Source organism: Granulicella sp. L60, from assembly GCF_009765825.1.
Taxonomy (GTDB): domain Bacteria; phylum Acidobacteriota; class Terriglobia; order Terriglobales; family Acidobacteriaceae; genus Edaphobacter.
Genome location: NZ_LMUR01000018.1, coordinates 1,575,515 through 1,596,820 on the forward strand (window position 1 = coordinate 1,575,515; position 21,306 = coordinate 1,596,820).

Here is a 21,306-nt window from a genome sequence, read left to right on the forward strand (position 1 = left end):
AGCATCCCTTAAGCTCGCTTTGCGATAGTGAAAGAACGCACACTGTGCGCATCTCCGCGCGGAGCCTCTCATGCCGAACTGCCGTAAAGCCCTCAGTCTTTCTCTTGCCGCTTCTATCCTGGCCATCTGTGTCGCGGCGGCGCCGTCCCAAGCGCAAAAGCCACTTCAGATCGAACAGCGTTGGGCCATCGGCGGTACCGGCGGATGGGATTACCTCACCGTTGATCCGAATGCGCATCGCCTCTACATAGCCCACCAGACTCGTGTCGACGTCGTCGATACCAACACCGGCAAACTGCTCGGAGCCGTCGAAGGCCTCACCCGTTGCCACGGCATCGTGATATCACCGGACCACAAAGTCGGCTTCGTCTCCGATGGCGGTGCCAACCATGTGGTGGCATTTGATTTGAGCAGCTTTGCAACCCTTGCGACGATTCCAGCCGGTACCAACCCAGATGGAATGACCTACGAACGTTCGACGAATACTCTCTGGGCCTTCAACGGCACAAGCAAGAGTGCAACCATCATCGACGTAGCGAGCCGCACCGTCGTTGGTACAACGGCCCTGCCTGGCAAACCAGAGTTCCCCGTTAGCGACGACAAGGGAACAGTCTTCGTCAACATCGAAGATAAGAATGAGATCGTCCGGCTAGACGCTAAAACCCAACAGATCACCGCTACCTGGCCACTCACCGGATGCGACTCTCCTTCCGGTTTGGCGTTCGACCGCACAGGCGGACGACTCTTCTCCGTATGCGACGGAAAGAAGATGGCCATCACCGACTCCAGCACCGGCAAATCACTCGGAACCCCAACAATTGGAGAAGGACCAGACGCGGCTGCCTATGACCCGACCAGGAAGCTCGCCTTTTCTTCGAACGGCGAAGGCACACTCACCGTCGTCGACGCAGGGAAGCCGGGATATCCTGTTCTGCAAAGGCTGCCCACGATGAAAGGTGCGCGCACCATGGCACTCGACCCCGTAACAGGGAAGATCTACACCGTCACGGCACAGTTCGGTGCCACTCCGCCAGCAACTCCCGTAACACCGCGTCCCAGGCCATCCGTCGTGCCAGGCAGCTTCACCGTGCTCGTCATCGGACGAGACTGATCCCGACAAGTGTCCTAGAGCAAACCATGAAGCCACCACTTCCAATCTCGGCCATCGTCGTTACTCTCTGTGCGTCGGTTCTCCTCGGCTTCTCACCTCAAGCTCGAGCATGGCAGAACATGTCCACGCTCGAGCAGCCAACTTCGTCAATCCACACTCCGCAAGCGAATTCCGAAGCCCAACCCGCTGTAAACACCGCATCACAAGCAGTCGGTCAAGACACAGCTCAAAGCGGATCAGCCATCACGCTGGAACAGGCGCTTGCCCTCGCACGAACCAACGAACCCACGTTCGCAGCCGCAGTCGCAACGAGTAAGACCGCCCAACTCGATCACTCCATCGCCCGGTCGGCCTTACTTCCTTCCGTCGTCTATCACAACCAGTACCTCTACACCCAGCCGAACGGTGCGGAAAATCAGGCTGGCTCGATCGGCATGCAGTCTGCCCCAAAGTTCATCGCCAACAACGCCGTCCGCGAGTACACAAGCCAGGCAGTCGTCACAGAGACGATCGGAGCCGCTCAATACAGTGCTCTTGCACGCGCAAGCGCAGCAGAGTCCGTCGCAAACGCTGAACTGGAGATCAGCCGCCGAGGTCTCACCTCAGCCGTCGTCGGCCTCTTCTATAACTTCATCGCCGCGCAGAGTCGGATTGCAATCCAACAGCGCGCCGCCAGCGAGTCCGACAACTTTGTCACCCAGGCACAGCAGCGCGAAGTCGAAAGGGAAGTCGCACATGCCGACGTCATCAAGGCGCAACTAACCCTGCAGCAGCGGCAGCGCGACCTAGCCGACGCTCAACTGCAGCTGCAGAAGGCCCAACTCGATCTCGGTGTCCTGTTGTTCCCCGATCCTCGCTCGCCTTATGCCGTGGCACCCTCCGCTTCGACCGAGCTGCCAGATCGCGCAACAGTCGAGGCCGATGCAGCCAACAATAATCCAGAGCTAAAAAGCGCACTCGCCACGCTGCGTTTGAAAGACGCCGACGTCACCACAGCCCGCGCCGCCTATCTACCCGATCTCGTCCTCAACTACGCATACGGTATCGACGCACCCGAGTTCGCCGTCAACGGACCCGCTGGCGTCCGTAACCTCGGCTACTCCGCCTCCGCGACGCTCGACATTCCAGTATGGGATTGGCTCGCCACGCAGCACAGAATCAAGCAAGCCCACATACTCCGCGACGCCGCCAAAGTTGCTCTCACCTCCACACAACGCACGCTCATCGCGCAGCTCGAAGAGTTCTACGCCGAGGCCGCCCTCGCCCACGATCAGATGAAATCCCTCGACCTCAGCGTTCAGACCGCTCGAGAGAGTCTGCGTCTTACACGTCTTCGCTACTCCGCCGGAGAGTCCACTGTCCTCGAGGTCGTCGACGCGCAGAACTCGCTCACCACGGCGGAACTCGCCTCTCAGGATGGAACCATCCGTTATCAACTCGCCCTCGCCAACCTCCAACTGCTTACCGGAAAGATCTAACCGTGAACAAGACGACGACTCAACCCGGAACTCGCAACGCGCTAGTGTTCTTCTTTCTCTTCTCAATCGCACTCGTCTTCAGCGGCTGCAAGAAGGCTGACGACAACACGGAAGCCAAGCCCACAGTCACCGTGCAGGCAGTCCATCCTGAGATCGGCGCAATCACTGAAGAGATCGAAGCCGACGCAACCCTCGCACCAGTAGCCCAGGCAGCGATTCTGCCGAAGATCTCCGCTCCAATCAAAAAGTTCTACGTCCAACGCGGCTCACATGTCACAGCCGGCCAACTCGTCGCTACGCTTGAGAACGAAGATCTGGCAGCCGCCGCCCTCGACAACAAAGGCGCCTACAGCGCCGCGAAGGGAGCCTACGCCTCCGCCACCCAATCCGCCGTACCGGAAGAGCAGACACGCGCGCGTCTGGATCTGGAACAGGCGAAAGCTACGCTCGACCTCGACAACAGCATCTTGAATAGTCGCAGACAGTTGCTCGCACAAGGCGCAATTCCAGGCCGCGACTTCGACACCGCGCAGACCACAGCCTCCCAGGCCCAGGCCGCCTACGACATCGCTAAGTTGAAGTACGAATCTCTCACCAAGATCGGCACCAGCGCCTCGCTCGAGTCCGCCAAAGGACAACTTACATCTGCCGAAGGTAAATACCTCGGAGCACAAGCGCAGCTTAGCTACACCAACATCCGAACCCCAATCTCCGGCGTCGTCACTGATCGCCCTCTCTTCGCAGGGGAGACCGCTGCCACCGGCACCCCGGTCATCACCGTCATGGACACCTCCACCATGATCGCAAAACTTCACATCGCACAATCGCAGGCGCAGCAGCTCAGCGTAGGATCGACCGCATCCATCTCCGTCCCCGGTCTCGACGAAGCCATCGATGCTAAGGTCTCTCTCATCAGTCCCGCGCTCGACCCAGGAAGCACTACTGTCGAAGTCTGGCTTCGTATTGCAAACGCAACTGGCAAGTTGAAAGCTGGAACCACGGTCCACGCCACTCTCAAAGGCCGCACCGCACAAAGCGCACTGCTCATCCCCAGCGAGGTTCTTCATCGTTCCACAGAAGGCGCAGGCAAAGTCGTCATGGTCATCGCTCCTGACGGCACCGCCGCAAAACGCAACGTCATCGTAGGCATTCAAACAACTGAATCCACGCAGATCCTCAGCGGCCTCAAGTCCAGCGACACCGTCATCGTCACAGGAGGCTACGGCCTGGACGACGGCACAAAGGTGAAGATCGGACCAGCAGAAACCAAAGACTCTGGCGACTCAGATTCCAGCGATCCCAAAGCCGGAGGCAAAGAGTGAGCCTCCAAACTCCCAGCGTAGACGAAGACCAAAACTTCTGGCTATCCCGCATCTCCAAGCCGATCTTCTTCTTCCTCGCCCTACTTACCATAGCTGGCATCTACGCAGCGTTTCAGGTGCCCATCTCCGTCTTTCCCGATACAAACTTTCCCCGCGTCGTCATCGGTGTAGACAACGGCGTCATGCCCGTCGAACAGATGCAGGTCATCATCACCAAGCCCATCGAAGACGCCGTCAACAGCGTCCCCGGCCTGATGACAGTGCGCAGCACCACAAGCCGCGGCTCGGCAGAGATAAGCCTCTTCTTCGACTGGAACGTCGACATGTCGCGCACGCTTCAACTCACCGACTCCGCACTCGCGAAGATCCAGTCAACCCTTCCCACCACCGCAAGGATCACCACCAACCGTCTCACCTTCGCCACCTTCCCCATCCTCGGCTACGCCCTCATCGCCGATGACCGCGGTCCCCACACCGTCTCTCAGACTGATCTTTGGCAGATCGCCACCTACGATCTGAAGCCGCCTCTCAATCGCGTCACCGGTGTAAGCACCGTCGTCGTACAAGGCGGCAAAGTTCCTGAGTTCCACATCGTTCCCGACCCCGCTCGCCTTCAGGCCACCGGAGTCACCGTCCTCGATCTCGTCAACGCCGTTCAGACATCGAACATCATCGACTCCCCCGGTCTCTACGAAGCCGACCATCAACTCATCCTCGGACTCGTCGGCGCACAAGCCCACAACGTAGATCAGCTAGGGCAATTAGTCGTCAAAACCACCAGCTCCGGCGCCCCCGTCCGCATCTCGGACGTCGCCATCCTGGCCCCCGCAACCCTTCCCGTTTACACCTCCGTAGACGCCAACGGCCAACCCGCGGTTCTCCTCAACATCACGCGTCAGTCCTCCAGCAACACCGTCGCAGTAGCAAACGCCGTCGCCGCCGAGATCTCTCAACTCAGCAGAACCCTCCCCCCCGGCGTTCACCTCACACCCTTCTATGATCAGTCAGAGCTCGTCCGCGAAAGTATCGCCAGCGTTCGCGATGCAATCCTGATCGGGCTCCTCCTCGCATGCATCATCCTCTTCCTGTTCCTGCGCGACTGGACCTCGTCTCTCGTAGCCGGCCTGGTGATTCCCGTCACCGTAGCCATCACCATCCTGTTCCTCTGGATCATCGGCCAAAGCTTCAACCTCATGACCCTCGGGGGCCTCGCCGCTGCCATCGGCCTCGTCATCGACGACGCCATCGTCGTCGTAGAAAACATCATCGTCCACCGTGATCGCGGTCAGTCCCGTACAGAAGCCGTCCGCTCTGCACTCCGCGAAATCACCGTCCCCCTCATCGGCTCCACCATCACTCCCGTCGTCGTCTTCCTTCCTCTCATCGCAGTCACCGGCGTTACCGGCAGCTTCTTCCGCGCACTCGCAGTAACGATGACAGCCTCACTGCTCACATCGCTCCTCCTCGCCCTGACCTTCACGCCCGCACTCTCACTTTCGCTCCTCGGCCATCAGAGAAAAACCTCCGAAACCACACCAGAACCAGACCCAACGAGCAGCGCAGGCAACCATGAAGAGAACGGCCCCGTCATGCGCCGAATCCTGGCCGATCATCATCGCCTGCTGAGCTGGACGATCCGCCGCCCCTGGGCACTCGCAGCCATCTCCCTCTCTCTCATCCTCATCGGCCTCTTCGCCTACAACGCGCTAGGATCGGACCTCCTGCCATCCATGGACGAAGGCAGCTTCATCCTCGACTACATCATGCCCGCAGGAAGCTCCCTCGCAACCACCGGCAAAGCCCTCGATCGTGTCGAAAAAATTCTCCGCACCGTTCCCGAGGTCTCCATCACCACCCGCCGCACCGGCCTTCAACTCGGACTCGCAGCCGTCACAGAAGCCAACACCGGCGACATCTCCGTCCGCCTAAAATCAAAACGTTCGCGCCCCATCGACGACATCATCTCGGACGTCCGTCAAAAGATCAAAGAGCAAGTCCCCGAACTCGACGTCGAGTTTACCCAGGTCCTTGAGGACATGATCAACGACCTCTCCAACTCACCCGAACCCGTTCAGATCAAGCTCTTCTCTAACGACGCCTCGCTCCTCCACGATCTCGGCCCAAAAGTTCAGACCGCAATCGCCGCCATTCCCGGCATCGTCGACACCCAGAACGGCGTCGATAATACCCTCAGCGGCCCAGCCACCACCTTCCAAGTCAATCCCGCAGTCACCAGCCGCCTTGGCTTCACCGTGCAGGAGGTAGCCGAAGACGCCACCTCGCTACTCGACGGCCTGCCCGCCACCGATCCCGTCATCGTCGACGGCAGACCCTACACCGTGCGTGTGCGCCTCTCCGACGAACATCGAGCCTCACTCAGCGCCATAGAGAACACTGTCTTCAACTCCACCACCGGCCACACCGCCACCCTCGGCTCCCTCGCCGACATCAAAGAACTCCCGCCGCAAAACGAGATCCGCCGCGAAAACCTCCAGCAAGTCATCATCGTCAGCGGCCGCCTCGAAGGCTCAAACCTCGGCGACGTCATGGTCAAGGTCAAGCAAGCAGTAGCGAAACTTAACCTCCCTTCAACCGTCCGCGTCGAGTACGGAGGCACCTACGAAGAGCAGCAAAAATCCTTCCGCGAACTAGCGCAGGTACTTCTCCTCGCCCTCGCTCTCGTCTTCGGCGTTTTACTCGCAGAGTTCCGCAACTTCGCCGCCCCCATCGCCATTCTAACCAGCTCCGTCCTCTCCATCTCCGGCGTCGTCCTCGCGCTTCTTGTCACCCGAACAGACTTCAACGTAGCCAGCTTCATGGGTCTCATCATGGTCATCGGCATCGTCGCAAAAAACGGCATCCTCCTCCTCGACGCCGATCATCGCGCCCGCGCCGCCGGAGCCGATCCACTCCACGCCATGACCCAAGCCGCTCAGCGCCGCCTCCGCCCCATCGTCATGACCGCGACAGCCGCCATGTGCGGCATGCTCCCCTTAGCATTCGCACTCGGCGCCGGCTCACAGATGCTCCAGCCCCTCGCCATCGCAGTCATCGGCGGCCTCATCATCTCAGTCGCCCTCAGCCTCATCGTCACGCCCGCAATCTACTACCAGCTCACAACGCGCCGACAATCAAGCTAATCCCTAACGCAACACCACCACGTCATACTGCTTCAGCACCACCGTCGACACCTTCTCCCCCGTCAACACACTCTCCATCTCTCCCGGCAGCGCAACCGTCTGCGTATCCGCCGCATAGTTAGTCAAGATCACCACGCGCCTCCCCTCGCCCGATCGCACAGCCACATCCACCCCATCCGGCACCGCAGCAAACACCCCCTGCGCCCCGCTCTCACTCATCATCCACTTCGCCGCCGCCTTCATCGTCTGCGCATCAAGTGCCGCCCCGATATAAGTCATGCTGCCCTTACCCACCTTGCGCGTCACCGCAGCCGGTTGCCCGTCGAGCCACCCATTACTCTTGCCATACCGCATCACCACCTGCGTCTCCGGCGACCGCACCCCAATCAACTCCGCCCACACCGCATCCTCTCCCGCGCCCCACTGGCCCTCAATCGGCGCCGTCTTATCCAGCGCATAGAACTGCTCCACCCGAGCCCCGAGTAAATCGGCAAGCGCCCCCGGCTGCCGCTGCGTAGCAAGACTGTTGTCCTCATCCTTCATCGCACTGCGCTGCCCCAGCACCAGGTGCCCGCCGCCGCGCACATACGCCTCCAGATTCTTCGCTGCCTCCGGCGTCAACACATTCAGCGCAGGCGCAACCACCAGCTTGTAGCGCCCCAGCGGCGCCGTATCCGACACCACATCCACCGACCCCGCAAGCGCACGCAGCGGCCCATAAAAACTCAGCAGCGACTCCACCGGATCGAACGCCTGATTATGCCTCTGCCAATTAATTGCCCATCGGCTGTTGTAGTCCTGCAGTACCGCAACCTCGCTCTCCACCGTCGTTCCAGCCAACACCGGCGCGGCCTTTTCAAAATCCACGCCCAGCGCCTTCACCTCGTCATACAGCGGAACCGGCGTCCCATCCGCGCCCACCAGCGTCCCGTGATACTGCTCCTGTCCGTTCAGCGCACTGCGCCACTGCCAGTACTCCACCGCCTCCGCGCCATGGCCCACCGCGTTCCATGCCATCGCGCGTACCTCGCCTTTGTTCAACGCATTATTATCCTTGCTCCAGTTCACAAAGCCCGGTTGCGTCTCCATCACCCAGAAGTTCTTACGCAAAAATCCTCGCGTCAAATCGTGCGTAGCACTGTTACGTACTACGTCAAGCTGTCCCGTCCCCACATAGTCGTCCCACGACGCAAAGTCCAGATCCTGCGAGACCGTGTAGTGGTCATACGCATCGAACCATCCCATCATGTTCGTCGTGATCGTCTGCCTTGGCTCCGCATGCGCGCGAATCACGTCCAGTTGATTCTTCTGGTAGCTCCTCCACGTATCCGAAACAAACTGCCTCCAGTTCAGCAGTAGCCCCGGATTCCCATTTGCCGCCTCAATCGGAATCTGTCTCCAGTCCTGATAGCTCTCGCTCCAGTAACTCGTCGTCCATCGCGCATTCAGATTATCCAGTGTCTTATACTTCGCCCGCAGCCAGTCCTGAAACTGCACCCGCGTGCTCGCCCCATAGCTCTCGTTGGCATATTCGTTGTCGATCTGCCAGCCGATCACATTCGGATCGTGCCCAAACCGCTCCGCCATTTTCTCCGCCACCGCACGCGCCAGCTCCCTGTACTTCGGGTCGCTCCAGTCGAACTGCTGCCGATTGCCATGGCTGTCCTTGCTTCCATCCAGCTTCGTCCGCAGCGTCTCCGGATACTTCGTCGTCAGCCACGCCGGCGGAGCCGCGCTCGGCGTTCCCATCACCACCGCAATGTGATGCCGCTCCGCAGCCCGCACCGCATGTTCCAGCCAGTCCAGCTGATACTTGCCCTCCGCCGGCTCCATCGTGCTCCACGCAAACTCCCCCACACGCACAAAATTAATGTGCGCCGCCTCCATCAGATCCAGGTCCGCATCCCAGCGCGACTCCGGCCACTGCTCCGGATACCACGCCGCACCCAGCAGCAGCGCGGGCTTGCGTGGTGCAGTCGGAAGCGGCGCTTGCGTCACCATCGGAAGGGAACTCAGCAGGACGAGAGCGGACAAACAAACGCGTAGCTTCATGCAAGCAATTCTAAAATCAAATCTGCCGCAACGCTCCCATCGAATAAGAAGCATCGTTCCAGCGAAGCTCACGTCTCAACTCCGCAATGCGTGTCTCTCCATCGATCCGGATCAACTCAACCCCCGCGATCTCCGCAAAGTCCTCCAGGTGCTCCACCGTCAAAGCCTGGCTGAACCCCGTGTGGTGCGCTCCACCGCTGTAGATCCACGCACTCGCCGCCACCTTCAGATTCGGTCTCGGCACCCACACCGCGCGCGCCACCGGCAGCATCGGCAGCGGCTCCTCCGGTTGAATCACGTCAATCTCATTCACGATCAGCCGAAACCGATTGCCCATATCCACCAGCGACGCCACCACGGCAGGTCCGCTCGGCGCCGTAAACACCAGCCGTACCGGGTCCGCCTTACCGCCAATCCCCAGCGGATGCACCTCCAGCGAAGGCGTATCCGCTGCAATCGTCGGACACACCTCCAGCATGTGCGAACCCAGCACCGTCGCCGTCCCGCCCAGGTCGTAGGTGTAGTCCTCCATAAACGAAGTGCCGCCCGCCATACCCTCGGCCATCACCTTCATAATCCGTACCAGCGCCGCCGTCTTCCAGTCGCCCTCCCCGCCAAAGCCATACCCCCGCTGCATCAATCGCTGCACCGCGATCCCCGGAAGCTGATCAAGCCCATGCAGATCCTGGAACGTATCGGTAAACGCGCCAAATCCACCCTCTTCAAGAAACGCCTGCAGGCCAAGTTCAATCCGCGCCGCCGTGCGCATCGAGTCAGCCTTATCGTGCCCTTGCGCAATCCGGTAGGTATCGCGGTACTCCTTCACCAGCCCATCCACCTCGCCATCCGAGAACGTCGCCATCCGCGCCGTCAGGTCGCCAACCCCATATCCATTCACGCTGAAGCCGAACCGCGCCTCCGCAGACACCTTGTCTCCATCCGTCACCGCCACCTCGCGCATGTTGTCGCCAAAGCGTGCGACCTTCAGGTGCTGTGCCTCATGCCAGCCCGCCGCCGCCCGGCTCCACGCTGCTACCTCACTCACGATCACTGGATCGCCCCAGTAACCCGCCACCACCTTGCGCGGCAGTCTCAGCCGAGCCGTCAGAAATCCGAACTCACGATCCCCATGCGCAGCCTGGTTCAGGTTCATAAAGTCCATATCGATCGTCGACCACGGCAACTCACGATTGAACTGTGTATGCAGATGAAGAAACGGCTTCGTCAAAGCCGACAGTCCCGCAATCCACATCTTCGCCGGAGAGAACGTGTGCATCCAGAACACCAGCCCTATGCAGACCTCGGCATTGTTCGCCCGTCGACACAACTCCCGTATCTCATCCGACGTCGTCATCACGCCTTGGAAGACGATCGAGACCGGCACCACCGTCTCTCCATCCAAAGCTCCAGCAATCGTCTGCGAGTTCTGCTTCACCTGGGCCAGCGTCTCCGGCCCATACAGATGCTGACTCCCGGTAACAAACCACACTTCCAAAGACTTCAACGGTTTCATCTGTTTTCCCAATTCTCTAAATATCGTTTTAAGTGCTGTATCCAGATAGCGATTCGTTCTCAAATATGGAGGTATCAAATTTGAGAAAAGGTTTACTCAATCTGGCAAAATGGTATGCGCCTCTTTTACAGCCTGTCAATCCATTCTTTTGAAAATGCCCGGCCCATCTCCATCCGCTCGGTGAAGTTCCGGTAAACAATTTCTTTCTTGCCCGCTCTCATCTCAGAAGCAGCATCTATTGGTATCCGTCAAAAAAGCATCGCTCCGAGACGCAAGCACCCTTACCCAAAACATCGCTCCGGTACGTGGACCCAAAAGAAAAAATGCAAAAAAAGTTGAAAAACCTGTCGTACTTTCCGACCCGAAAAAGGTGGGCGCGAACCAACCATCTCCACCACACCAATCGCCACAAACTCACCAGCTAATTACCACGCCCAGCCACCAGCTTTTATCAAAACACCCTGTAAAAACACCAAAACCACCCCAATCCCACCACGCAGAAAAAGTACAAGTTTTCAGACAAAAAATCCACCCACCTACAGATGCATAATGCCCCGCCGAAGCGCAATCGAAACCGCCTGCGTCCGGTCCTTCGCATTCAGCTTCTCCATGATGTGCCGGATATGACCCTTCACCGTATCCTCCGAGATCAAAAGCCTCTTAGCAATCTCCCTGTTTCCATTGCCTCCCGCAGCCAGCGCCAGAACTCCAATCTCACGCGGAGTCAAAGTCTCCTCCCCCATATGCTCCGCAAGCTGCTCCGCCACCTCCGGCGAAATCCCCTTACGCCCGCCATGCACCTGACGAATCAGCTGCACCAACTCTCCCGGATTCATACTCTTCAGCATGTACCCCCGCGCACCCGCGGCCAGCGCGCGTTTCATCTCCACATCGCCACTGAACGTAGTCAGAATAATGATCCGCGCCTCAGGAAACTCCGCCAGAATCGCGGCCATCGCATCGACGCCGCTCATATCCGGAAGCCTCAGATCCATCAACGTCACATCCGGACGATGCTCGCGAAATACCTCCATCGCAGCGCGTCCAGTCGCCGCCTCCGCAATGATCGACATATCCGGCTGACTGCGAATCACTGTGCCGATGCCCTCTCGAATCAACGGATGGTCGTCCACGCTCAAGACGTTAATATGCTTGCTGTCCCTCGTCATCCTGCCCTCTATCTGTTGGATTTACCAATCTCTGTCTTCTTCAAACCCAGCCTCAACCGTCGCCGCGGAAGCCGAACGAGTCCATGAGACTGAAAGGCAATCGCGCCTGGAACCAGCAGTTCGACCACGGTGCCCCCCTCGGCGTGCGAACCGATCTTCAGCTTCGCGCCAAGCACTTCAGCGCGCTCGCGCATCCCTGAAAGTCCCCAATGTCCTGCACGTCCCGAACGCAACACGTCGCGATCGATCCCGCAGCCATCGTCGCGAATCCATAGTATGAGATAGGTCGGAGCATACTCAATCTCTACCTCGATACTGCTCGCTCCCGCATGACGAAGCGCATTCACGACAGCCTCTCGTCCAATGCGATACACCTCCTCCCGAATCGCCGGATGCAGCGGTCGAGCTTCACGCTTTACGATGACCCGATATATCCCACTCGGAGCGCCCAGCTCCTCTGAAATCCGGGAAAAGGCCTGTTCAATATCGTCGGTGCTTCTTTCAGGCGAGCGTAAGCCCAGCAGTGCATTCCTGCCCTCATCCACAACCTGTCCCATGAGCTGCAAAACCCGCCCCAGCAAAGGCCTTGCTGGTGAATCCGGTGGCAACTGACCAATCGCCACATGGAGCTGCATGGACGCGCTCAGGCAGCCCTGCAACAGCGTATCGTGCAACTCCTGCGCAATGCGCGTCCGTTCCGCCAACCGCTCCTCGAACCGAATATTAAGCTGCTTCGTAAGCTCATGCAGACGCAAACGGTAGATAGCGAGCACCACGCATCCAAGGCCCAGAAGACACAGAAGCCTGTACCACCACGTCTGCCACATCGCCGGTTCAATCTCAAAGCGGGTGACGGCCTCCGGGCCGCTCCACTGGCCTGCGCTGTCGGTTGCCATCACGCGAAACTGATAGTTGCCCGGACTGAGATTGGTATACGCAGCCTCCCGAGCCACTACCGGCTCGCTCCAGTCCCGATCGAACCCGTCGAGCTTATACCGGAAGCGAATACGTTCCGGCACGGAGAGACTCAACCCCGCATAATTGAACGCGATCCTTTGCCCAGCGCCTGGAATTCGAGGTGTTCCCTGCATCTCGATAGGACTTCCATTCGCGGAGATTCCTTCGATACGAACCAGTGCAGGCGCCACCTCTTCTTTCAATCGTGCAGGTTCGGCAACAGAGAGCCCGCGAGTCATCGACACCCAGATTCGCCCCTGTGGATCAGCGATGACAGATCGATCCCGTTGCACACCTTCCACGCTGTGCAGACCGTCCATGATCCCAAATTCGCGCACATCCGAGTCAGTGAGTGTACCGCTCAACAGCTTGTCACGATTCACGCGCAACACGTCGTTGAAAGCCGCGATCCAGAGCCATCCCTCCCCATCCTCCGCTATACCAAAGATCGCTTTGTGCAGCGATGCCAGAGAGGTGTGAACTGCCTGAACTCGTCCCGCTTTTAAAAAAGCAAGCCCTCCCGAAGTGCCGATCCAAAGCACTCCCTTTGGATCCTGGAGGAGGCAGTCGACATCATCCGAGGGCAAGCCATCCTGGTCCGTGTAACTCTTCCAGTGGTCGCTCGACATCGCACTCAGGCCATTAGGCGTGGCAAACCACATCGTCCCGTCCGGGCTGTCCTCCATCGCGGCCACCGTATTGGATAGCAATCCATCGGTCACCGTCAGCGTAGTGAACCTGCCTTCCTTGAGCATACTTACGCCCCCGCTCAGCGTACCCGCCCACACCGTTCCATCCCTGCTCCTGTGAACGGAGTAGACGCTGTCTTGGGCTAGCCCATTTGCATGGGTATAGGTCTGGGACGTAAGCAAATCATCCTGATAGCTCAGATGTGTCAAACCTCCGAGCTGTCTGCCGACCCACAACTCTCCTTTATCCCCCGTAATCGAATACACAACATCCTTGCTCAGATCAGCCTCTGTCACCTGATCGACCTTGCCGTTCTGCAGCCGGTACAAACCACCTTCTGCAGGTGCGAACCACGTTCTTCCACTTGCGTCGCCATAAACGGGCCCATTCTTGTTTGAGGGCAGCCCTTCCGAGCTGGAATAAGTGGTAAACACCGTGTCGCGGAGCCGCGCGATTCCCTCAGCTCCGCCTAGCCATATATCTCCCTCACGATCTTCAAATAAGGTGGAGACCGACCCGATAGGCGATTTGTCTGGCTTCTTTGTCACAGCAACCCCATGCGCATTGGTTCGAAACAGTCCAATGGGTGTCCCAATCCAGACATTCGCATCGCGGTCCTCCAGGATGGTCAGGGCCTGGATATGCTTAAGAGCGACCGGCACATTTGCCGATGTAAGTTCGGTCCCATTCCAACGCACGACGCCATTGTCAGTTCCGACCCATAGGTCCTGGTCGTTCACTGCAAGTATGGAGTTGATCTTCGTATCCGGCAGGCCTTTCGTCACAAAGAAAGGCTGTCCATCTTTCAAGTAAAAAAGTCCTGCCTCTCGCGTGCCGATCCATAGACGCTTGTCAGGTGTCTCGGCCAGCGTGATCATCATCGGGTGCAGTCTCTCGGAGATCAAGGCAATATTCTCAATGCTCTGCCCGTTGTACCTCAAGATCTCCCCCGTCAATCCTGCCAGGAAAAAACCGCCTTTTTTCTCCGCAGACAAGGTCGAGATAGGGAAATTGGGCAATCTAGTATCGAGTTGTTCGGACTCAAACTTTCCGTTCCTATAGTGCAGAAGTTTTGAATTCGGCAGCCAAATCCAGAGCCCTGTGCCGCCATCGGTAGCCAAACCAAGAATGTTTCTTACCGGAGATGAATCAGGTGGCTGGACCAGCCTAAATTGCTGTCCATCAAAGCGCACCAACCCCTCTTCTCCTCCGATCCAGAGATAGCCATCCGTCGTCTGAACGATGGAACGAATCGCGCCGCCAGGAAATCCGTTCTCAGCGCCCCAACTATCGTAGAGGTACTGAGACATAGCATTGCCTGGATTCAAAGCATACGCAGACGCGATCAGACATGTGGACGCAAATCCAGCCAGAAGCCGGGCCAGCCGCAGAAAACCTCGCTCACACCTACGGAAAGTATTCAAACTTATCAATGACGACCTCGGCTTCGCTCAGCTGATCCTCTCTGGTGCCACCGGCAAGACACAGAGTAAGGTGCACCGCCTCATTTCCGTGCGAGGGAATACCCGCAGTGAAGGTGTGCTCCGCGATCTCACCTGATCTTCCTGAAAGCTCTGAGCCACGTTGCGTCTTGAAGGACGCCAGTCCGGGCTCCCACCGAAAAGAATTCGTCAAAACGCCAGCAGGCGCCATAAATCGCATAACATTTTCGGAGACATGGTAAGGCTGGATGACATACTGCACGTTCTTGTTGGCAGGGTTTCCCCAGCGGCTTACCTCTATGTCCAGCTCACGGAAGTTTTGCTCCGCGGCCCCCCCATCCCACGTAAACATCCCAAGCACGGCCGACGGCGGAAGATGAGATACATCACGCACAACAAAGACGTACCTTCCATAACCCAGGCTTCGCGTCAGGTTTACTTCGGCGGAGGTCCACCCCTCCGAGCGCTTCGCGATGCGGAGATGCAATGAGCCATGCGAATCCGTCCACGCATTCATAGGATCGTAAGAGTTTGCTCGACCGTCATGATTGCTGCCGATATCGCGCACCTTCCAGTCGTATCCACTAAAGTGCATGATCTTAACAGGTCTCACGGGCCCCTCTCGACCGTTCACCGTGGCGACTACAACGACCTTATCGCCTTCCTCAGGCAATGCAACTGTTCTCTTCGGCGGTTGATACCCAGGATTCACCAGAACAGCGGCATACTCCGTGCCAAGATGGATGGAGGCTTGCCACCGAAAATCAGGCCCGATCGTTGTAAAAGGCTGAGCCCAGCTCGGCTGTAGCCACCACTGCGATCCGCTTCTCGCATACAGGACAATCTGCTGTCCTGCCCGCGCTACCGAGACGCTTCCCGCAATTATCTCCTTCCTCTCAGGCCCTCCTTCGTCTTTCACAGGAACCTTACTGAACACAATGATTGGAGGAACATCCTGTCGCTGCGAATGGCATCCGCCCAGCATGAGACACAGTCCAACCGCCAAAGCGGCTGCCTTCCCCGCCCGTTTGCGCGAGATCATGCCCATACTGGAGATCATGACGCTCATCATATCGCGGACCCTGGCGCAGCGGTTCAGCGCCGCTGCCTTAAGCACCCAATGGACCATAACTCTTAGTTGCGCAATAGTTCTGAGCGCAAAACATCGCATGACAGGCCCAGTGAAAAGGGTACCTACCCCTGGAATCGCAGAGAATCACCTTCATGAGCCATCCGGAACAGCAGAGCGAGTGCTTTTATGGAAATAGAGAAGGCTCGAAACGACCTTACCTTATCTCTAAAAGCGCGACAGCTCAGACCGTGGCCTTTGCCGTTTGCTCATCTGGATAAAGCCTGGCATATTTTGTGATGCCAACCATCGTGAACACCTTCTGGAAGTGGGGAGTAAGCCCGAACGCGCAGATCGTCTGGCCCGATTTATTTGCTTCCATCATCAGCTGGATCACGAGTGCAATCCCGCTCGAGTTAATGTAGTCAACGCGGCTAAAGTCCAGCAGCACGGGGCGATCCTTGGCTACCTTTCCGTACGCCCCCAGCACTGCATCTCGCGAACTGCTGGAGATATCTCCGCTGAAACGGAGTACGCTGACCGCTTTGCCACTATCTCCATTCACTTCATCGACAATCGTTTTTGTCCCGGCTTCCACTTAGCAACCTTCCTTATTCAAACGAATCACCAGCCGAACATAGCTATTGTTGCCTTTACTGCCCTTCACCCACTCTGCCTCATCTACCAGAGCCTCAATCAGAAACATTCCCATGCCTCGAGCTTCTTCCTCTCCATGCATCTTACGATCGATGTCCGGACTGTGCGGCCGTTCAGAGACCCCACCACCTTCGTCAATGACCTTCACCTCAAGACTGTCATCCGTAGCGGAAAGTATCACACCGATCGAGAGACTTTCGTCCATGTGGTTTCCATGTTCGATTGCGTTTATGCAAGCTTCCGCAACCGCCGTCTTCAGATCTTGAATGCGATCCTCCGGGAAGCCCATCAGTTTTGCGACGCTCGCTGCAGTCCCCATCGCAATCTTTTCGAAGCCTAGCCGGGATGGAAGTCTGACCTCAACTGCCGTGTCTTTGATCTCATTCATCTTGGCCGCTTTCTAACTGGGCATTCGAAGAATTGCCATTGCCGTCATGTCGTCTTCCTGGGGCGCTCCGCCGGAAAACTCATGGAGCGTATCCCACAGCCCCTCGAGAATAGCATTGCATTCCGATGAATTGCACTCAAGAAACGCATTCTGTAATCGTTCTGATCCAAATTCATCAAGGTCTCGAAACACCTCTGTAAGGCCGTCAGTGTAGAGAAGTAGACGCGAACCAGGTTCAAACGTCATCCGTTCGCTCTTATAGACCATCGCTGGAATCAGGCCGAGAGGCGTCCCACTGGCCTCTATCTCCCGAATCGGTTGACCCGGAAGAATCAAAAATCCTGGGTTATGTCCGGCATTGACCACTTCAATCTCATGCGATTTTGCGTCCAGCTTCACAAAGATTGCCGTGACATATCGGCGCCGCGACTCCGCACCCTCCGCATAGTGTTGAGCGTTCATGCGCGCAGCCATCTCCTCCATCCCTAGCCCTGACAACGCCATTGCGCGGAACGCAGACCGGAACGATGTGCTCACAATTGCAGATGCAAGCCCTTTTCCTGCCACATCTGCAACCACCATGATGTGCGAGCCATCCGCAAGCTCGACGATATCTACGTAATCCCCACCCACTTCGTAGCACGCGCTCGAACGCATAGCGAGCGAGTAGCCGGCGATGGTCGGCATCTCCTGCGGCAACAGACTCCGTTGGATCAGTCGCGCCGCGTCCAGATCCCGCTGTACCCGCACCCACTCCAGGTTTCGCCGATGATAATGCGCATTCTCAACCGCCACCGCCGCTTGCAGCGCAAGCCCTTCCAAAAAATCCTGCTCATAAATCGAGAGTTGTTGCTGCGGGGGTACCGTCACCACAAGCTCCGTCAGAAGCTTGCCTTCCTTGTCGCGCAGAGGGAACCGGCAGTTTTCGCACTCTACGGAACTCGCCATCCCGTACGTCAACGGAGGATCGGTGAACACTGCGCCCGGCATCTCCAGCTCACGCACCACGATTTCGAGCACGCGCATCAGCACCTGGTCCAGCGAGGTGGTGGAGTGGACCTGCCGGGTAGCTTCCAGCAGAGCCTGCAGCCGTGCGACCTGCTGCTGCAAATCGATCAGTTCTGTATCGCGAGTTGGTGAGATGGAAGGGGCGCTCATGATATTCCCACAAATAAAATTGTTTCATCATCATCTCTGCTGGACGAAATCATTATGTCACCACCAGCGCTGCTCCGGCGTTGATCACACTTTGAGGCTGGGCTTCCTTGTGAACTCGCAGGACGAGTATGTCGTCCTCCTGCCCGAACGCCTGCGCTGCGGATGCAAGTGTAGCCGCGGATATCGGCCTCTGCAACATCTCTTCGATCCGCCCAAACCCGAACAACTCCTTATGTGCATCCTGCGCCTCTGCAACTCCGTCCGACATCAGCATCAAGGTATCCGCAGGTGCCAGCGTAAACTGCATCACGAGAAAATCCGCACCCGGAATCACACCAATCGGTAGCGCGCCCTCCATCTGCATTTCCACTCCATTCAGATAGGGTGGCAGATGTCCGGCATTCGCCAGCGTCACCTCTCCGTTCGCCGCAATTCGAAGAATCAGGCAGGTGGCGCTAGCGCCTCCTCGATCGCACAGCTGATCGTTTAGGCTGTCCATCAGAGTCAGCGGATCAGTGTGATAGCGCACCGACGTACGAATAGCACCAACGATCAGCGCGACAAGCATCCCCGCCTGCAATCCCTTGCCCGTCACGTCGCCTACAACGATCAACACACTGCCGTCGCTCTGGATCGGAATAATCTGGAAGAAGTCCCCTCCAACCTCGCGTGCCGGACGATAATCACTCTCGATTGCGAGTCCCCGTATAGTGGGGATCTCCTCCGGAATCAGAACATGCTGCACCTGCCGCGCCTGCTCGATCTCAGCCTTCCACTGCTCCCGCTTGCGCTGCGTGTGTAAAAAGCGCCGCAGCAACATGAATGTGATCAGGAAGAGGGAGAAGATCGTCGAGATGGTTCCAAGATGAACGTTGAATCCGAGTACGTTGAAGCTCGTTCGTACATGCAGGATGACGAGCTCTCGCTGATAAAGCGCGACAGCAACCAGCAGCACCGCAGATAGTGCCAGCCAACCCTCTGTCTTCTGCTTGCTGATTCCCCAAAACGTAATCGCGCAAAGCAGTACCGCCAGACCCAGCTTCACCGCTAGCAGGGCAGGGGAGAGATACACCGCCGCATGCACGGGAATCTTCTCTCCATACAGCGGAGGACGCAGCATGACCGTACCGATCATCAGCAGAAGCACCATCGTCCACACTGCACGTTGGATCCAGTCCATCCGAACGACGCGGAACCAGTATCCCCAGAACAGCACCCAAAGTCCGATTCGCATCGGCCCCAGCACAACATCGGTCAATAAAACGCGATCCACCTGTGGGATCCATGTAGAAAAGTTGACGATGAGCACCACGCCGATACTCAACATCGTCACAGCGCACACCAGACTCAGCCACAGATACGCAGCCTCCGTGCGGTCCATCCACAAAAGGCTGATGGCGATCAGCCACGCGAGAAACAGAATCAGCAGTTCCACAAAGCCGCTGCCGATATCGTGACCGATGTCATCCCAATCCAGCTGGACCAGCGTTCCGATCACTGCTGCATGTCCCAACACAGGAGGTCCATGCATCCCACCAGCGTCAGGGGTGCTAAAAGGTGTCGCACTGTCCATCCACATTCTTATGGCAATAGTCATGGGTCCCGTACGCAGCTCGCGCGGAAGCCGAAAAGCTTCTGGCAGGGTGCTGTAGGCTGTGACTCCACGGTCAGTAAATTTGCCGAACTCGCCGATAAGCTCGCCGTTCACATAAACCTGATACGCATCGTCTACCTGAGCAGGCATCTTGATTGCAAGCGCTCCATGCGAACTCTGCACGTCAATCCGCAACCTGTACCACGCATACCCTGAGTGGTCGGGATAACCGGCATCCGTCCATCCCGGAATAAATCCGCTGATTCCCAACTCTGGATTCGCCGAACCCGCTGGAGGTGTCAGGTCGATCGATCCCCAGCTGCTGTCGTCGAAGTCGCGCCCTGCCCACGCCATATCGTCGCCGATGTGAAACTTCCACGCTCCGGACAACTCCGCAGTCCCGTCTCCCAGTTTTACCTCGAGCTGAGATTCATTCTTCGGGACATTGAGAGTATTCTGCCCGCGAGACTCAGCCGTTAGGCCTACGAGCAGCAACAACGCGATAGACAACACAACGTGGCGCATATGGACTCATCTCAATCCTGTTCTTGCCTGCTAATTAGGAGTCCGTCTCCTGCAGGTTCAATACTGAAGCACCATCATAGACAAAGGTGCCCTGCAGCATATGCGCAGGGCACCACAACCGTCATCTCTTTTTCATCTTCTGCAAACATGCAGGTGTTCCATGATGCCTGCGTGCTCGAGTATCCAGCAGTCAATCGGAAGACTGATAAAGTCAGCCGCGGACCAACTGACGGAAGCGAGGGCTGAAAAAAGATCCCAGCAAAAGCATTCCGGTAAACATCAATACAAACGACTGAGGCTCCGGGGTTTCATTCGCAAGTCCTTCTCCCGGAATCTGCGAGTAATCGGTGACGCCGCTCTCTGTGATGAGAAAGGTGCTGACAGGTAAACCATCCGACAAAATGGATCCGTCTGAAAACGACATGATGAACTCATTGCCGGATGTGCAGGAGGCCACAGCAAAGATATTTGGGTTATTTCCTGTTGTGGGATCGCTAGGCGCCGGTGTGCAGTCGGCAGTACCGCCCGCCAAGATGCCGGATCCTGAGAACTCCAACGTCAGCGAAGTCCAAGTCTGCCCCGTAGCATTTTCGCCAGCGAAACAGCCATCGGCTGTCACCCCGTTCGGCAGTTCGCCTGGCTGGCAAGCTGAAAAACTGAACATGAAGTCGTTTGATGTAATGGATTCGACCGGAATATTAGGGTCGAGAATGTTGGTATGGAAATTGACGCCAAATGCGGGCAGAGACATGCAGGAGGCAGCTACAACGAGAAATAAACAACGAAGCGTTTTCATAAGAATCTCCTCAAGCTGTGAATATAGATATTCCAGTAGCAAGGTGTCTGGCCGATGGGGGCTTGTGTCTCGGAGACTACGCGATGATTTCTAACAGTGTCAACGTAATTGTTTTGCGCGAGGATACTTCGCTGAAGTTGGCTCTGCGCCTGTATTGTGCGTGTCTAATGTTGTTCCACTTAAGCTGCAAATAGGTGCATATTCATTCAGTTCCTGCGCCATCACAAATCGGATTTTGTGAGACG

General features: G+C 57.4%; 15 protein-coding genes. 5 read left to right on the plus strand and 10 right to left on the minus strand.

Features of this window, described 5'->3' with window-relative positions; genetic code table 11:
- Nucleotides 1-70: 70 nt before the first annotated feature.
- Genes GSQ82_RS16875 through GSQ82_RS16890 form a run of 4 tightly spaced genes read left to right on the plus strand, consistent with a single transcriptional unit; the run spans nucleotide 71 to nucleotide 7,051 of the window.
- Nucleotides 71-1,111, plus strand: a complete 1,041-nt coding sequence (locus GSQ82_RS16875) for a YncE family protein (protein WP_158793343.1) — start codon at nucleotides 71-73, stop codon at nucleotides 1,109-1,111.
- Nucleotides 1,112-1,137: 26 nt separating this feature from the next.
- Nucleotides 1,138-2,589 carry a TolC family protein gene (locus GSQ82_RS16880; RefSeq protein WP_254061699.1) on the plus strand — a complete coding sequence of 484 codons (1,452 nt, stop codon included), beginning with the start codon at nucleotides 1,138-1,140 and terminating at the stop codon, nucleotides 2,587-2,589.
- A gap of 2 nt (nucleotides 2,590-2,591) precedes the next feature.
- Complete coding sequence (locus tag GSQ82_RS16885) at nucleotides 2,592-3,911, plus strand: efflux RND transporter periplasmic adaptor subunit (RefSeq protein WP_254061700.1); 1,320 nt, start codon at nucleotides 2,592-2,594, stop codon at nucleotides 3,909-3,911.
- Nucleotides 3,908-7,051, plus strand: coding sequence for an efflux RND transporter permease subunit (locus GSQ82_RS16890; RefSeq protein ID WP_158793344.1), 3,144 nt, complete (start codon nucleotides 3,908-3,910; stop codon nucleotides 7,049-7,051). The genes GSQ82_RS16885 and GSQ82_RS16890 overlap by 4 nt, the downstream gene beginning before the upstream one ends.
- A gap of 3 nt (nucleotides 7,052-7,054) precedes the next feature.
- Here the strand turns inward: GSQ82_RS16890 and GSQ82_RS16895 are convergent, their stop codons facing one another.
- The gene (locus tag GSQ82_RS16895; protein WP_158793345.1) at nucleotides 7,055-9,103 is read right to left on the minus strand and encodes a beta-galactosidase; all 2,049 of its coding nucleotides are present in this window, start codon (nucleotides 9,101-9,103) and stop codon (nucleotides 7,055-7,057) included.
- Between the two features lie 16 nt (nucleotides 9,104-9,119).
- Nucleotides 9,120-10,616, minus strand: a complete 1,497-nt coding sequence (araA, locus tag GSQ82_RS16900) for an L-arabinose isomerase (protein ID WP_158793346.1) — start codon at nucleotides 10,614-10,616, stop codon at nucleotides 9,120-9,122.
- A 238-nt stretch (nucleotides 10,617-10,854) separates the two neighbouring features.
- On the opposite strand from araA, the gene GSQ82_RS24765 reads away from it, so the two are divergent.
- On the plus strand, nucleotides 10,855-11,166 hold the full coding sequence (locus tag GSQ82_RS24765; RefSeq protein WP_216847104.1) for a hypothetical protein: 312 nt from the start codon (nucleotides 10,855-10,857) through the stop codon (nucleotides 11,164-11,166).
- On the opposite strand, the gene GSQ82_RS16905 is transcribed toward GSQ82_RS24765, so the two are convergent.
- The 8 genes from GSQ82_RS16905 to GSQ82_RS16940 all read right to left on the minus strand — a co-directional run bounded on the left by GSQ82_RS16905 (nucleotide 11,153) and on the right by GSQ82_RS16940 (nucleotide 21,061).
- A complete protein-coding gene (locus GSQ82_RS16905; RefSeq protein WP_158793347.1) occupies nucleotides 11,153-11,785 on the minus strand; it encodes a response regulator transcription factor in 633 nt (210 codons plus the stop codon). The two genes, GSQ82_RS24765 and GSQ82_RS16905, sit on opposite strands and share 14 nt — an antisense overlap.
- 8 nt (nucleotides 11,786-11,793) lie before the next feature.
- Nucleotides 11,794-14,742, minus strand: a complete 2,949-nt coding sequence (locus GSQ82_RS16910; protein ID WP_158793348.1) for a sensor histidine kinase — start codon at nucleotides 14,740-14,742, stop codon at nucleotides 11,794-11,796.
- Between the two features lie 97 nt (nucleotides 14,743-14,839).
- On the minus strand, nucleotides 14,840-16,003 hold the full coding sequence (locus GSQ82_RS16915; protein ID WP_158793349.1) for a hypothetical protein: 1,164 nt from the start codon (nucleotides 16,001-16,003) through the stop codon (nucleotides 14,840-14,842).
- 184 nt (nucleotides 16,004-16,187) lie between these two features.
- Nucleotides 16,188-16,541, minus strand: coding sequence for an STAS domain-containing protein (locus GSQ82_RS16920; RefSeq protein WP_158793350.1), 354 nt, complete (start codon nucleotides 16,539-16,541; stop codon nucleotides 16,188-16,190).
- A complete protein-coding gene (locus GSQ82_RS16925) occupies nucleotides 16,542-16,988 on the minus strand; it encodes an ATP-binding protein (protein ID WP_158793351.1) in 447 nt (148 codons plus the stop codon).
- 12 nt (nucleotides 16,989-17,000) lie between these two features.
- On the minus strand, nucleotides 17,001-18,146 hold the full coding sequence (locus GSQ82_RS16930) for a PP2C family protein-serine/threonine phosphatase (RefSeq protein ID WP_158793352.1): 1,146 nt from the start codon (nucleotides 18,144-18,146) through the stop codon (nucleotides 17,001-17,003).
- A gap of 52 nt (nucleotides 18,147-18,198) precedes the next feature.
- Nucleotides 18,199-20,265 (minus strand): PP2C family protein-serine/threonine phosphatase, encoded by a 2,067-nt coding sequence (locus GSQ82_RS16935; RefSeq protein WP_158793353.1) that lies wholly within the window; start codon nucleotides 20,263-20,265, stop codon nucleotides 18,199-18,201.
- Nucleotides 20,266-20,476: 211 nt separating this feature from the next.
- On the minus strand, nucleotides 20,477-21,061 hold the full coding sequence (locus tag GSQ82_RS16940; protein WP_158793354.1) for a hypothetical protein: 585 nt from the start codon (nucleotides 21,059-21,061) through the stop codon (nucleotides 20,477-20,479).
- Between the last annotated feature and the right edge of the window lie 245 nt (nucleotides 21,062-21,306).

Coding starts and splice junctions, on each gene's coding strand:
- GSQ82_RS16875 (WP_158793343.1), top strand. CDS start 71: ATGCCGAACTGCCGTAAAGCCCTCAGTCTTTCTCTTGCCGCTTCTATC.
- GSQ82_RS16880 (WP_254061699.1), top strand. CDS start 1,138: ATGAAGCCACCACTTCCAATCTCGGCCATCGTCGTTACTCTCTGTGCG.
- GSQ82_RS16895 (WP_158793345.1), bottom strand. CDS start 9,103: ATGAAGCTACGCGTTTGTTTGTCCGCTCTCGTCCTGCTGAGTTCCCTT.
- araA (WP_158793346.1), bottom strand. CDS start 10,616: ATGAAACCGTTGAAGTCTTTGGAAGTGTGGTTTGTTACCGGGAGTCAG.
- GSQ82_RS16905 (WP_158793347.1), bottom strand. CDS start 11,785: ATGACGAGGGACAGCAAGCATATTAACGTCTTGAGCGTGGACGACCAT.
- GSQ82_RS16910 (WP_158793348.1), bottom strand. CDS start 14,742: ATGTCTCAGTACCTCTACGATAGTTGGGGCGCTGAGAACGGATTTCCT.
- GSQ82_RS16915 (WP_158793349.1), bottom strand. CDS start 16,003: ATGGTCCATTGGGTGCTTAAGGCAGCGGCGCTGAACCGCTGCGCCAGG.
- GSQ82_RS16925 (WP_158793351.1), bottom strand. CDS start 16,988: ATGAATGAGATCAAAGACACGGCAGTTGAGGTCAGACTTCCATCCCGG.
- GSQ82_RS16930 (WP_158793352.1), bottom strand. CDS start 18,146: ATGAGCGCCCCTTCCATCTCACCAACTCGCGATACAGAACTGATCGAT.
- GSQ82_RS16935 (WP_158793353.1), bottom strand. CDS start 20,265: ATGCGCCACGTTGTGTTGTCTATCGCGTTGTTGCTGCTCGTAGGCCTA.
- GSQ82_RS16940 (WP_158793354.1), bottom strand. CDS start 21,061: ATGAAAACGCTTCGTTGTTTATTTCTCGTTGTAGCTGCCTCCTGCATG.